The organism is Thauera mechernichensis (assembly GCF_029588855.1).
Lineage (GTDB): Bacteria > Pseudomonadota > Gammaproteobacteria > Burkholderiales > Rhodocyclaceae > Thauera > Thauera mechernichensis.
Map to the genome: position 1 here is coordinate 441,449 of NZ_JARQZE010000002.1, position 12,653 is coordinate 454,101.

Here is a 12,653-nt window from a genome sequence, read left to right on the forward strand (position 1 = left end):
CGCAGGTCGGCGCGGCTGACGTTGCTGCAATGCAGTGCTTCGCGATGTGGCTAACGCTGCAAGTTTAGTCGAGCACAGGCCAGGGAAGGTGCGTGGGGGATGCGGTCAGGGAGTGACCGCTGTACGAAGGGACGGGTTGGTGGTCAGTAACCTGCATGTCACACATCGTTGCTAAGATTTCAATTATTCTATAAGTGTTGTGTTATTGGAGATTGACATGAGGATTGGCATCAATGGCATGGGCCGCATCGGGCGCCTGGCGCTGCGCGCCGCGATGGGGGCTGCGGAACGGCAGGTGGACGACCCGCGCGCGGGCAACCGGCTGGAAGTGGTGCACCTCAACGAACTGAAGGGCGGCGCGGCGGCTACCGCACACCTGCTCGCCTTCGACAGCGTGCAGGGCAAGTGGCGTGCGGATATCGCCGCCGAAGGCGAGGGCGCGATCCGCATCGACGATCGCCGGCTGTCCTTCTCCGCGCACGCTACCGCGGCCGAGATCCCCTGGGGCGATCTGGGTGTGGATGTGGTGCTGGAATGCACCGGCAAGTTCCTTACCCCCGAAAGCCTGCAGGGCCACCTCGACCGCGGCGCCAAGCGTGTGATCGTGGCTGCCCCGGTCAAGACCGGCGGCGTGCTCAACATGGTGGTCGGCATCAACCACGAAGCCTATGACCCGGCACGCGACCGCATCGTCACCGCGGCCTCGTGCACCACCAACTGTCTGGCGCCGGTGGTGAAGGTGGTGCATGAGAACCTGGGCATCCGCCACGGGCAGATCACCACCATCCACGACCCCACCAACACCAACCTGGTGGTCGATGCGCCGCACAAGGACCTGCGCCGCGCGCGCAGCTCGCTGATGAGCCTGGCGCCCACCACCACCGGCAGCGCCACCGCGATCGCGCTGATCTACCCGGAGTTGAAGGGAAAGCTCAACGGCCACGCGGTGCGCGCGCCGGTGTTGAACGCCTCGCTCACCGACTGCGTGTTCGAACTCGAGCGCGCGACCACGGCTGAGGAGGTCAATGCGCTGTTCAAGGCCGCGGCCGAAGGCGAGCTCGCCGGCATCCTCGGCTACGAGGAGCGCCCGCTGGTGAGCGTCGATTACGCCCGCGATACGCGCAGCTCGATCGTCGATGCACTCTCCACCATGGTCACCGACGGCACGCTGCTCAAGGTGTACGCCTGGTACGACAACGAGATGGGTTACGCCTGCCGCATGGTCGACCTCGCCTGCCATATGGAAACCGTGGGTATCTGACAATCATGCAACACGCTGCGCGCAACTACGCCATCGTCACCGCCGCTTACTGGGGCTTCACGCTCACCGATGGCGCGCTGCGCATGCTGGTGCTGCTGCACTTCTACCGCCTGGGCTATTCGCCGTTCACGCTCGCCTTCCTGTTCCTGCTCTACGAGGCGGCGGGCGTGCTGGCGAACCTGGTCGGGGGCTGGCTGGCGACGCGTTACGGCATCGCGCGCATGCTCAGCGTGGGGCTGGTGACGCAGATCGTCGGCTTCGTGCTGTTGTCGCTGCTCGACCCGGGGTGGACGGCGGCGATGGCGGTGGCGTGGGTGGTGGTGGCGCAGGGTATCTGCGGCGTGGCCAAGGATCTGACCAAGACCGCGAGCAAGTCGGCGATCAAGCTGACCCAGTCCGAGGCTCAGGCCGAGGCGAAGGCTCAGGGCGGGGATCAGGGCCAACTCTTCAAGTGGGTGGCCTGGTTCACCGGCAGCAAGAACGCGATGAAGGGCTTCGGGTTCTTTCTCGGTGGTCTGCTGCTGGAAACCTTGGGCTTTCGTGGCGCGCTGTGGGCGATGGCGGGTTTGCTGGCACTGGTGCTTGCCGGCGTGCTGCTGTCCTTGCCGCCGATGATGGGCAAGAGGAAGGCCTCGAAGTCGGTGCGCGAACTGTTTGCCAAGAACCCCGGCATCAACGCGCTGGCCGCGGCGCGCGTGGTGCTGTTCGGCGCGCGCGACGTGTGGTTCGTGGTCGGTGTGCCAGTGTTCCTGTACTCGGCAGGGTGGTCCTTCACCATGGTCGGTACCTTCCTCGCCGCGTGGACCATCGGCTACGGCCTGGTGCAGGCGGCCGCGCCGCACATCGTGCGCCGCAGCGCCGACGGCCTGAGCCGTGAGGTGCCGGCGGCGCGCTTGTGGTCGGCGCTGCTGGCGCTGATCCCCGCTGGGCTGGCAGTGGCGGTGTGGCTGCAGCTGCCCAGCCTGGAATGGGTGGTGGTATGCGGCCTGGGACTGTTCGGCTTTGCCTTCGCGGTGAACTCCTCGGTGCATTCCTATCTCGTGCTCGCCTACGCGGGCTCGGAGAAGGCGGCTGAGGACGTGGGCTTTTACTACGCCGCCAATGCGCTCGGCCGCTTCATCGGCACGCTGCTGTCGGGGCTGCTGTACCAGTGGGGCGGGCTGCTTTACGCGCTTGCGGGTTCGGCGCTGATGCTGCTGATCTGCTGGCTGGCGACGCTGGCATTGCCGCTGGTGCGTGACGCCGCCGCCCGGATGGAGACCTGAGCTGACGGTCTGGAGAACAAACATGGAAAAGAACACTGCACTGCCGATCTTCGAGGCGCTGTCCTCCGGCATCCGGCTGGACGTCTTTCGCCTGCTCGTGCGCGTCGGACCGGCCGGCATGGTGGCGGGCGAGCTGTCGGCCGCGCTCGACATCCCGCCCACCAACATGTCCTTCCACCTCAAGACGCTGACCCATGCGGGCCTGGTGTCGGCAGAGCAGGAGGGGCGCTTCCAGCGCTACCGCGCCAACATGGCGCTGATGCGCGAACTGGTGGCCTATCTCACCGAAGAATGCTGTGCCGGCATGCCTGAACTGTGCGGGGTCGATACCTGCGCCGACGGGCTCGATTGCTGAGTCGAATCACATCGCCCGATCCGGGCTCATAACGAAAAAGGGGCCTCCCATGTACGACAGGATCTACTGCGTGCCCTCACGCGGCCTGACCTCGATCAATCACGACCGCCTGGTCATCAATAACGAGATTGGCCACATTGGCCATCTGCCGACGGAGGCTTGATATGGGGCTGTTCGAGCGCTACCTGACGGTCTGGGTCGGGCTGGGGATTCTCGCTGGCGTGGGGTTGGGGCTGGTCGCACCGGGTGCGTTCCAGCTCATCGCCGGACTGGAGTTCGCGCAGGTGAATCTGGTGGTGGCTGTGTTCATCTGGGTGATGATCTACCCGATGATGATCCAGATCGACTGGCACGCCGTGCGCGATGTGGGCAAGAAGCCCCAGGGCCTGATCCTGACCCTGGTGGTGAACTGGCTGATCAAGCCCTTCACGATGGCGGCGCTGGGGGTGCTGTTCTTCCACCACCTGTTTGCGCCCTGGGTCGATCCGCAGTCGGCCAGCGAATACATCGCCGGCATGATCCTGCTCGGCGTGGCGCCGTGCACCGCGATGGTCTTCGTATGGAGCCAGCTCGTGAAGGGCGACCCCAACTACACCCTGGTACAGGTGTCGGTGAACGACATCATCATGGTGTTCGCCTTCGCGCCGATCGCCGCCTTCCTGCTCGGCGTCACCAACATCACCGTGCCTTGGGAAACGCTGGTGCTGTCCACCGTGCTTTACGTCGTGCTGCCGCTGCTTGCCGGCATGGCAACGCGGCATGCGCTGGAGCGGCGTTCGCCGACGGCGGTGGCAGATTTCGTCGCCCGGCTCAAGCCCTGGTCCATCGTCGGCCTGATCGCCACCGTGGTGCTGCTGTTCGGCTTCCAGGCCAACACCATCGTCGACAAGCCGCTGGTGATCGCGATGATCGCGGTGCCGCTGATGGTGCAGACCTACGGCATCTTCCTCATCGCCTACCTTGCCGCCAAGGCGCTCAAGTTGCCGCACAATGTGGCCGGTCCGGCCTGCCTGATCGGTACCTCGAACTTCTTCGAGCTGGCGGTGGCGGTGGCGATCTCGCTGTTCGGGCTCAATTCGGGCGCGGCGCTGGCAACCGTGGTCGGCGTACTGGTCGAGGTGCCGGTGATGCTGTCGCTGGTGGCCATCGTCAACCGCACGCCGCACTGGTTCGCCCCTGCCGCCGTTGCCGCGCGGCGGGCTGTCATGAAAGAGGAAACACGCTGATGAGCGACATCACGATCTACCACAACCCGCGTTGCGGTACCTCGCGCAACACGCTGGCGATGATCCGCAACAGCGGGGCGGAGCCGGCCGTCATCGAGTACCTGAAGACCCCGCCCAGCCGAGAGCAACTTGTCGCGCTGATCGCGGCCGCCGGTCTCGGGGTGCGCGGCATCATGCGTGCCAAGGAGGCCATGTTCTCCGAACTGGGCCTCGCAGACCCGGCGAAGACCGACGGCGAGCTGATCGAGGCGATGATGACGCACCCCATCCTCATCAATCGGCCGATCGTCGTCACCCCGCTCGGCACGCGGCTGTGCCGGCCGTCCGAGCTTGTGCTCGACATCCTGCCGCAGCCGCAGCGCGGCGCCTTCACCAAGGAGGATGGCGAGAAGGTCGTCGATGCGGAGGGGCGTCGTGTCTGAGCCGCTGCCCGGCCAGTCCCTGCCTGACCTGCCGAACGTGGACGCGGCGCTGTTCCGTGAGCCCGATCCCGCGCAGTTGCAGGCTACCCAGCCGTCGACCCATCCGCCGCGCATCGTGCTGCTTTATGGTTCCTTGCGGGCGCGCTCGTTCAGCCGCCTGCTGGCAGAGGAAGCCGCCCGCGTGCTTCGCGCCATGGGCGCCGAGACGCGGGTCTTCAACCCGAGCGGCCTGCCGCTGCCGGACGATGCGCCCGACACCCACCCCAAGGTGATCGAACTGCGCGAGCTCACCCAGTGGGCCGAGGGCATGGTGTGGTGCTCGCCCGAACGTCATGGCGCGATGACCGGCATCATGAAGACGCAGATCGACTGGATACCGCTGTCGGTCGGCGCGGTGCGCCCGACCCAGGGCAAGACCCTGGCGGTGATGCAGGTGTGCGGCGGCTCGCAGTCGTTCAATGCAGTCAATCAGATGCGCGTGCTCGGGCGCTGGATGCGCATGCTGACGATCCCCAACCAGTCTTCGGTGGCAAAGGCCTTCCTCGAGTTCGACGAGCATGACCGCATGAAGCCTTCGGCCTATTACGACCGCGTGGTGGATGTGATGGAGGAACTGGTGAAGTTCACGCTGCTCACGCGCGACATCGCGCCTTACCTGGTCGATCGCTACAGCGAGCGCAAGGAGAGTGCAGCCGAGCTGTCGGCGCGGGTGAACCAGTCTGCCATTTGAGTCCGAGTTCGGCGTGCATGAGGGTGTCCTGGCCGATGGTGAGGGAGTGAGCCGCCCCGAGTCGTGACGCTTCACTGATCCCTTGCGGTCGATGCCGGATCAATGTTTGCCCAGTCTGCCGGCAGCGACCGTGAGTCCGACTGCCACCGCCATCAGCCCAAAGGCGACGCCTACGCGGGTGATCAGCTCGGGGGCCAGCAGCAGCAAGGCACCCAGCCCTAGCATCATCAGCCCCGACATGAGCTTCAGCAGCCGTCCCTCGCGCTCGCTCAGCTTGCGCGCGCCCAGGGTGTGTGCGAAGGCGACCACGATCAGCGCAAGCGGCAGCACGTAGATGAGGTTGTACATCCCGAGGTAGGCGTAGCGGGTGGCGGTGGGCAACTCGGCCAGGGTCAGCAGGCGGGTGAACACCATCGGGAAGCCGGCCGTGCACAGCAGCTCGTAGAAGTTTGCCGCCACTGCGAGGAAGACGGTGGCGCCGATCATGGCAGGCAGGCGTTCGGCGTTGAGGATGGCGCGGGCACGGCGGAATATGTCGGGCTTGCGCGATTCCGGGATCGACAGCGAAAGGCCCTTTTCGAACCAGAAGTAGTCCTTGACGTTGACCGCGCCGACGAACATCGCGAGCGCACCGGCTGCGAGCGTGACCCAGGCAAGGTGGCCGAACACCTGGAACAGATTGAGCCACGCGGCCATGAAGGCGAAGTACATCAGCCCGGAGACGCTCACGAAGATGCCGCCGATGAGCAGCATGCGGCCGCGGCTGCGCTGATGCGCCATCATCGACAGCAGGAACAGCAGCACGAAGAAGGCGCAGGGATTGAAGGCGTCGAGGCTGGCGAGGACGAGGGTGAGCGCTGGCAGCGAGAGGGCGCTGGCGTCGATACGACCGATGAGCGGGAGATCGATGCCCGGGTCCGCAGCACCCCGCGATCCGGGGGCGGGCCGTGGGGCCGGCTCAAGGCCATCCTGCAGGCGGGCATGGCAGGCATCCAGGCCGGTGAGCAGTTGTGCGCCGACGCCTTCGCCGCTGTCCCAGCCAATGTGCAGTTCGCCACAGAAGGCGAAGCTGGGCACGGCTGCGGCTTCGCCGCCAGCGAGCGCCGCGATGTGCTGGAAGCGCGCGACGTTGTGCGCGCTGCGCGACAGTTCGAGCGCCTGCACCCGCACCCATGGCCGTTCCTGCGCGATGGCGGTGATGAAGGGCTTCGCCTCGGTGCAATGCGGGCAGGTATGCGACCAGAAGAAATAGAGTTGTATCTCGGCTTCGCCCGAGTCGTTCCGGCTGACCCAGACTTCGTCTGCCGCTGCGCTGGCGCCGATCGCGGTCAGGGCCGCGAGCAGGAGGGCAAGCAGGGCTGTGCGGATGCGCGCGAGCATGGCGTGCTGGCCTCGTGATGCTGCAACGCGTACATGCTGGCACGGCTGGTCGCGCAAGGGGCTGACCAAGGTCAATCGTCCGCGTCAGGGGGCGGCTCGCGCTGCTTGCGCCCGTCGTCCAGACTGCCGCCTCGATGGTGGAGGTCTGCTGCCGATGTAGAATCACGCGATTCCAACCAGACCAGCCCCGGGCCTTGCCCCACATGATCATGACCCAGCCGACTCCCCTGACCCAACTTCCGCAGTCCGAGCTCTTTCGCAAGGATGACGTGTTCGTGCTCTTCGGCGAGCTCTTCGGGCGCGGATACGCCACCGGCCTCGTCGACCAGGCGCGTGCGGCCGGCATGCAGATCGTCGGCATCACGGTGGGGCGGCGCGACGACAACAACGCCCTGCGTCCGCTCAACGACGAGGAACTGGCAGCGGCCGAGGCCAACCTGGGCGGCAGGATCATCAACGTGCCGCTGATGGCCGGCTTCGATCTCGACGCGCCCGCTGGCGAGCCGACCCCGACCGAACTGCTCAACGCCATGACGCTCAAGACCTGGGAGCAGGACAAGCTCGACTGGGCGCATATCGACAAGTGCCGTGCGATCGGCACCGAGCGCTTCCGCAAGGGGGTGGCCGAGGTCATGGCCGTGCTCGACGGCATGATCGCCGACGGGCGCAATGTCCTCTTCGCGCACACCATGGCGGGCGGCATTCCCAAGGCCAAGGTGTTCATGGTCATCGCCAACCGCATCTACAAGGGCCGCGGCGAGCGCTTCATGTCGTCGCAGACCCTGCTCGACAGTGACCTGGGCAAGCTCATCCTGCAGAACTTCGACGAGGTTTCGGCCAACACCTTCCTGCACCTGATCGAAGGCAGCGCGGCGATCCGCGCCCGCGTCGAGGCCGCGGGCGGCCAGGTGCGCTACACCGCGTACGGCTACCACGGCACCGAGATCCTCATCGAGGGACGTTATCAGTGGCAGACCTACACCAACTACACCCAGGGCTACGCCAAGATGCGCCTCGAACGCATTGCGCGGGCGGCGTGGGAGCAGGGTGTAAAGGCCACGGTCTATAACTGCCCCGAGATCCGCACCAACTCCACCGATGTGTTCGCCGGCGTGGAGCTGCCCCTGATCGCACTGCTCGAGGCGCTCAGGAAGGAAGGCGGCGGCGCCTGGGCCGAGTCGCAGTGGCAGGCATGTCGCGACCTGCTGGTCGACGGCGTCACCCTGGAAGACGTGCTGAAAAAGGTCGCCGATTTCCAGACCAGTGCCGTGATGCAGCCCTTCCACGACTTCGACGCCTGGCCGATGCCGAACAACCCGGAGCAGGCCGACCTGCAGATCGGTACCTCGGAGGACATCGTGCAGATGCACAAGGACCGCAAGGCCCTGGTCACCGACCTGCTCAGCACGCTGGTGCTCGAGGCCAGCGGGGCGCTCATCTTCCGCGAGTCTGCGGCGCCCGCCGGCCCGGTGCTGTGGCTCAACCACGACGTCGTGGCGCGCCAGCTCAACCATCTGCACGCCTGATGACACCGGCCCAGCCCAACAACCCACTTCATGGCCTTACCCTTGAGCGCATGCTCACCGAGCTGGTCGCCCGCTACGGCTGGGCGACGCTCGGCAGGCGGGTCAGCATCCGCTGCTTCAATCACGAACCCAGTGTCGCATCGAGCCTGAAGTTCCTCCGCCGAACTCCGTGGGCGCGGGAGCAGGTCGAAGCGCTCTACCTGGAGTCGCTGCGGCGCTAGCAGGGGGCGCCCGCATCGCTTGGTCGTCATCGCGGCTGTCTCCGGATTAGCGCTTTGGCATATACTCGGCCGCGCCAGGGTGCTCGCGGGGCGCGGCCACGCACCTGCCTGCCCCTATCCCTGGATTACTTCAAAGACACGGAGTTTCACCACATGAGCCGCCCCACCCGAATCGTCGCCGCGCTGGCCGCGGTCGCGTTGATCTATCCCGCCGCAAGCTGGTATTCCGGCACGCGCATCCAGCAAGTCCTGGACGAGCGCTACGCGGACATCCAGTCCCACCCGGCGCTCAAGGTCAGCGAACGCGTCTACGAGCGTGGATTCTTCAGCAGCACGGAAAAGCTGAAGGTCGACATTGCCATGACGGTCACGGCCGAGGATGGCTCGCTGCAGATGGGCGAACCCCTGCGCATGAGCGTGCTCAACCGCATCCAGCACGGCCCCCTGCCTCGACTCGGAACCCTGGCGGCGGCAACGCTCGACAGCGAGCTTGACGTCGAAGGGGAGGCGGGCGCCAAGTTGCGGGAGACGCTGGGTGACAAACCAGCACTGCAGGCGCAGACCGTGGTCCGGTTCGACGGCAGCGGCCATTCGCGGATGACGACGCCGGCCCTGGAACTCGAACTCGCGGCGGATACGGAGCGTGCCCTGCGCGTCGCCTTCAGCGCCTTTCAAGCGGACATCGATTTCGGTCCCGGCATGCGCCAGTACACGATGAAGCTCGGTATCGACCGCTTCTCGATGGAGGATCCGAGCCTGCGCATCGTCATGTCGGAGCTGGCGCTCGATGCCGACCAGCGTCGCCTGTTCGACGATGAGGCCTGGCTCTATGTCGGCAAGCAGCGTGCAACGATCGCCTCCCTGCACGCCGAGGGCAAGGATGATGGCGAGATGGCGGGGATCGACCTGCAGCTCGAACGCCTGAGCTACGAGGTTGATGCCTCGGCCGAAGGCGACTACGTGGATGTCATCGCCATGCTGGGAACGGAGGTGCTGCGTGTCGGGGGCAGCGATTACGGCCCCGCGCACTACGACTTCTCGATCAAGCATCTGCATGGGCGGACGCTGATGGAGCTGTATCGCAGCTTGATCGAGGTCAGCAGCGACCCCGCCCAGCTTGCGCTCCAGGCCGAGGATCCGGCGGCAATGTTCGCGCCCCTTGCCGAGCCGGCGCTCACCCTGCTGGCCCACGACCCCGAGTTCAGCATCGACCGCATCAGCTTCACCAGCCCGCATGGGACGGCATCGCTTTCTGCTCACGTCAATCTCAAGGGCATCGAGCCCGACGAGCTCAACAACCCCATGATGCTGCTCGCCAAGATCAACGCCGCCGCGGAAGCCTCTTTGCCGCAGGGCCTCGTCGTCGCCCTCATCGGCGCTCAGGCTCAGTCCCCGCAGGAGGCCGCGGTCGTCGCTGCTCAGTTGCAGCAGCAACTCGACATGCTCGAGGCCCAGGGCTTCATCGTGCGCAAGGGTGGCCAGCTCGGCAGCCGTGCCGCGCTCTCGAAGGGCCAGCTCACCATCAATGGCCAGCCGCTCGACCTGTTCGGGCTGGGCGGGCGCTGAGCGCGGACGCTGTCATCCCCGTGTAACTGCGGGGTCATCTTCCCTGAGTAAGGTGCGCGGTTCGACTTCATGCGAAGTCTCCGTCAACCCACACCCCTCAGGGAACCATGATGAATCGATTGACCGCCGTTTCGGTTGCGCTGCTCTCCGCTTTCGCCTTCAATCCTGCTCATGCGGCACCGACCTGTGCGTCGAGTACCGCCATCGACGGCACCCCTATGCTGATCTGCGCCGAGCCGGGCTCGGTGCCGGTCAGTGACAGTCGTGACGCGCTGCAGGTGCAGGTCCAGGCCGGCGCGGGGATCACCAGCACCAACCGCAATACTGCTGCGCTCGACCTTCGCGGCGCCGGCCAGCAGGTCTCCAACGCCGGCCGCATCGAGAACACCGACACCCGCAACAACGGCTACGCGATTGCGGTAAACGGTGCCAACGCGAACATCGTCAATAGCGGCGTCATCAGCAGCGGCGACCGCGCCATCGAGGTGCTCGGCGGCACGGGTGGCATGCGGGTCGAGAACACCGGCGAGATCCTGGCGCGCCGCCAGGCCGTGCGCTCGCTGGAGGGCTTCGAGAACGCCGAGGTCATCAACCACGGTCTCATCGAGTCGCGCGACGGACGCGCCCTGCAGCTGCGTGGCGATGGCGCCCGTGTGATCAACCACGGCACCCTGATCGGCGGCGAAGAGGTCGTCGAGGCACGTGGCAACTTCTACATGGAGAACTACGGCACGGTATTGCTGCGCGATGGCATCAATGACGAGGACGGCGTGCAGTTCGCATCTGGCGAGATCCACAACTGGGGGCTGATCCAGGGCAGCGATGACGGCGTGGATATCGACGAAGGCCTGGTGCGCAACTACGCGACGGGGCGCATCATCTCCACCGGCGACACGGGCAGCGGCGTCGACATCGATCCGGAATTCGACAACGGCGTCGATCCGATTCGCCCCAGCGGTCCGCTGACGATCATCAACGAGGGCTACATCGAAGGCCCGCGTGCCATCGGTGCCGACCCCGCCGCGCAGTCGAACGTGGATATCATCAACAGCGGCACACTCGTCGGCCGCAGTGGGGCAGCGATCGAACTCGCGCCGGGCCAGGGCGATAGCACGCTGACCCTCACCGGCGGCAGTGAGATCTTCGGTGACGTCTTCTTCGGCGCCGGCAATGATGGCGTCTTCATCGACAGCCTCGGTGCGGCCGGTGTGCTCAGCGCCGGGGTGATCGACGGTGGCCTGGGCATCAACAGCGTGCGCTTCGTGAGCTATGCCTTGTCCGACCTGCTGTCCTTCGTATACGAAGACGAGCGGGTGGAGCTGTCGTTTATGACTGCCTTCGGCAAGGTCAGCGGCGCCTTCCGCAACTTCAGCCAATGGGACTTCGGCGTCGATGACGCGCGCTTCGATACGCTCACGCTGGCCAGCCGTTTCGATGGCTCGAACGCGGTCCCGGCGCCGGCCACCCTGCCGCTGCTGCTCGGCGCACTCGGCGGGCTGTGCCTCGTCGGCCTTCGCCGTCGCGGCTGAGCTTTACGTAAATATCGACGCGAGCAACTATCGTAGCTGTTAACAGGCTCTCGGCAGAGGCAGACTGGATCAATTCATGATGGTAAGGTAAACTATAGGCCTCTCTGGCCTTGCAGGCCATTACCAACGGCGTGTGAGCTATTTGTTCGCTGGCGTACTGTATGTCAGCGAGCGCAGTGCGCGTGTTGCCGTACGTTCCGTGGAATGGTGATCGATGCATGCACTGCGTTTGGGCGCTTTGGTGACGAGTCTTCTGGCGGCGGGCGTGACTGGCTGTGGCTCGACGCCAGAACAGGGAACGAAATATTCGCCTACGCTGTGGCCGACAGAGGCAGCTTCCTTTCGCCAGCGGCCTGGCTCTCCGGTTCTGAGTCCGAGTCAGCGGCGTCTCATCCAGGCACAGCTAGAAGGTCAAGCTGCTGAGCGACTTCGGCTCGAAGCGGAGAACCAGCGCCTCGTTGCCAGCCTGTTCGACATCGGCTTCAAGCCCACCGAACTCGTCGACGTACTCGACGCGTATCAGCCTGCGGGCGGTGTCGATCGTGCCCTCCCGGTGGTGGAAGCGTGCTCGCATCATACGGCGTCGATGGGCAGTCAGTTGTCGTGCGCAGCGAGTGAGTTGGCACAGGGCAATGGAACGGAGGTTACCGTTGCGTACGATGGCGGCGGGCAATCTGCAGGGGCCTTCGACCTATTCGCGCTTAACAGTGATCTGCGCGCCTTTCTGGCAGCTATCCCAAGCGTAGAGCCTGTTCGTGGCGCGCGGGTTACCTCTGGCTTTGGCGTCCGGCGCCACCCTATCTCGCGACAGATCGGTGCGCACGAAGGAACGGACTTTGTCTCTGACGACCGGACCGTGCGCTCAGCCGGCGATGGGGTGGTGAGGTTCGCCAGTCGACGCGGTGGCTTCGGCAAGCTCGTCATCGTGGAGCATCCGCTCGGGTTCGAGACGCGATACGCGCATTTGTCGCGCATCGCCGTGCGCGACGGCCAGCGGGTTGTTGCGGGTCAGGAACTGGGGACGATGGGCAGCACGGGGGTGTCGACCGGGGTGCATCTGCACTTCGAGATGCGCTTCAGGGATCGCCCCCTCGATCCGCTCAAGGCGCTCCGTGCATCGCACATGCCGCTTGTGAGCGCCCGCTCGGGCTTGGTCTGGTGAGCGGGCGGCG

Annotated in this window: 12 protein-coding genes; 11 read left to right on the plus strand and 1 reads right to left on the minus strand. The window is 65.6% G+C overall.

Translation table 11 applies throughout. The features are described 5' to 3' along the window. Positions 1-217: 217 nt before the first annotated feature. The 6 genes from P7F68_RS04920 (at position 218) to arsH (ending at position 5,259) form a co-directional block, all read left to right on the plus strand. A complete protein-coding gene (locus P7F68_RS04920; RefSeq protein ID WP_277831166.1) occupies positions 218-1,261 on the plus strand; it encodes an ArsJ-associated glyceraldehyde-3-phosphate dehydrogenase in 1,044 nt (347 codons plus the stop codon). 5 nt (positions 1,262-1,266) lie between these two features. Continuing rightward, on the plus strand, positions 1,267-2,526 hold the full coding sequence (gene arsJ / locus P7F68_RS04925; RefSeq protein ID WP_002936955.1) for an organoarsenical effux MFS transporter ArsJ: 1,260 nt from the start codon (positions 1,267-1,269) through the stop codon (positions 2,524-2,526). Positions 2,527-2,548: 22 nt separating this feature from the next. Continuing rightward, positions 2,549-2,881 (plus strand): ArsR/SmtB family transcription factor, encoded by a 333-nt coding sequence (locus P7F68_RS04930; protein WP_002928258.1) that lies wholly within the window; start codon positions 2,549-2,551, stop codon positions 2,879-2,881. A 164-nt stretch (positions 2,882-3,045) separates the two neighbouring features. Continuing rightward, entirely contained in the window at positions 3,046-4,107 is a 1,062-nt protein-coding gene (arsB, locus tag P7F68_RS04935; protein ID WP_277831170.1) for an ACR3 family arsenite efflux transporter, read from the plus strand. Next, positions 4,107-4,529 carry an arsenate reductase (glutaredoxin) gene (gene arsC / locus P7F68_RS04940; protein WP_277831172.1) on the plus strand — a complete coding sequence of 141 codons (423 nt, stop codon included), beginning with the start codon at positions 4,107-4,109 and terminating at the stop codon, positions 4,527-4,529. Before arsB ends, arsC begins: the two co-directional genes overlap by 1 nt. Next, positions 4,507-5,259, plus strand: a complete 753-nt coding sequence (gene arsH / locus P7F68_RS04945) for an arsenical resistance protein ArsH (RefSeq protein WP_277831174.1) — start codon at positions 4,507-4,509, stop codon at positions 5,257-5,259. The genes arsC and arsH overlap by 23 nt, the downstream gene beginning before the upstream one ends. 99 nt (positions 5,260-5,358) lie before the next feature. Here the strand turns inward: arsH and P7F68_RS04950 are convergent, their stop codons facing one another. Further along, entirely contained in the window at positions 5,359-6,639 is a 1,281-nt protein-coding gene (locus P7F68_RS04950; protein ID WP_277831177.1) for an NrdH-redoxin, read from the minus strand. Positions 6,640-6,848: 209 nt separating this feature from the next. Between P7F68_RS04950 and P7F68_RS04955 the strand changes: the two genes are divergently transcribed. The 5 genes from P7F68_RS04955 (at position 6,849) to P7F68_RS04975 (ending at position 12,643) form a co-directional block, all read left to right on the plus strand. Beyond that, on the plus strand, positions 6,849-8,165 hold the full coding sequence (locus P7F68_RS04955; protein ID WP_277831179.1) for an enoyl ACP reductase FabMG family protein: 1,317 nt from the start codon (positions 6,849-6,851) through the stop codon (positions 8,163-8,165). Then, entirely contained in the window at positions 8,165-8,386 is a 222-nt protein-coding gene (locus tag P7F68_RS04960; RefSeq protein WP_002928273.1) for a VF530 family protein, read from the plus strand. The genes P7F68_RS04955 and P7F68_RS04960 overlap by 1 nt, the downstream gene beginning before the upstream one ends. Positions 8,387-8,539: 153 nt before the next feature. Then, entirely contained in the window at positions 8,540-9,952 is a 1,413-nt protein-coding gene (locus tag P7F68_RS04965; protein ID WP_277831182.1) for a YdgA family protein, read from the plus strand. A gap of 107 nt (positions 9,953-10,059) precedes the next feature. Next, complete coding sequence (locus P7F68_RS04970) at positions 10,060-11,481, plus strand: hypothetical protein (RefSeq protein ID WP_277831184.1); 1,422 nt, start codon at positions 10,060-10,062, stop codon at positions 11,479-11,481. A gap of 214 nt (positions 11,482-11,695) precedes the next feature. Continuing rightward, positions 11,696-12,643 (plus strand): M23 family metallopeptidase, encoded by a 948-nt coding sequence (locus P7F68_RS04975; RefSeq protein WP_277831186.1) that lies wholly within the window; start codon positions 11,696-11,698, stop codon positions 12,641-12,643. Positions 12,644-12,653: the final 10 nt, after the last annotated feature.

What these genes read in the sequence shown, in the direction of transcription:
- P7F68_RS04920 (WP_277831166.1), top strand. Translation starts at nt 218, where the DNA reads ATGAGGATTGGCATCAATGGCATGGGCCGCATCGGGCGCCTGGCGCTG.
- arsC (WP_277831172.1), top strand. Translation starts at nt 4,107, where the DNA reads ATGAGCGACATCACGATCTACCACAACCCGCGTTGCGGTACCTCGCGC.
- P7F68_RS04975 (WP_277831186.1), top strand. Translation starts at nt 11,696, where the DNA reads ATGCATGCACTGCGTTTGGGCGCTTTGGTGACGAGTCTTCTGGCGGCG.
- arsJ (WP_002936955.1), top strand. Translation starts at nt 1,267, where the DNA reads ATGCAACACGCTGCGCGCAACTACGCCATCGTCACCGCCGCTTACTGG.
- arsH (WP_277831174.1), top strand. Translation starts at nt 4,507, where the DNA reads ATGCGGAGGGGCGTCGTGTCTGAGCCGCTGCCCGGCCAGTCCCTGCCT.
- P7F68_RS04955 (WP_277831179.1), top strand. Translation starts at nt 6,849, where the DNA reads ATGACCCAGCCGACTCCCCTGACCCAACTTCCGCAGTCCGAGCTCTTT.
- P7F68_RS04970 (WP_277831184.1), top strand. Translation starts at nt 10,060, where the DNA reads ATGATGAATCGATTGACCGCCGTTTCGGTTGCGCTGCTCTCCGCTTTC.
- P7F68_RS04960 (WP_002928273.1), top strand. Translation starts at nt 8,165, where the DNA reads ATGACACCGGCCCAGCCCAACAACCCACTTCATGGCCTTACCCTTGAG.
- P7F68_RS04965 (WP_277831182.1), top strand. Translation starts at nt 8,540, where the DNA reads ATGAGCCGCCCCACCCGAATCGTCGCCGCGCTGGCCGCGGTCGCGTTG.
- arsB (WP_277831170.1), top strand. Translation starts at nt 3,046, where the DNA reads ATGGGGCTGTTCGAGCGCTACCTGACGGTCTGGGTCGGGCTGGGGATT.
- P7F68_RS04930 (WP_002928258.1), top strand. Translation starts at nt 2,549, where the DNA reads ATGGAAAAGAACACTGCACTGCCGATCTTCGAGGCGCTGTCCTCCGGC.
- P7F68_RS04950 (WP_277831177.1), bottom strand. Translation starts at nt 6,639, where the DNA reads ATGCTCGCGCGCATCCGCACAGCCCTGCTTGCCCTCCTGCTCGCGGCC.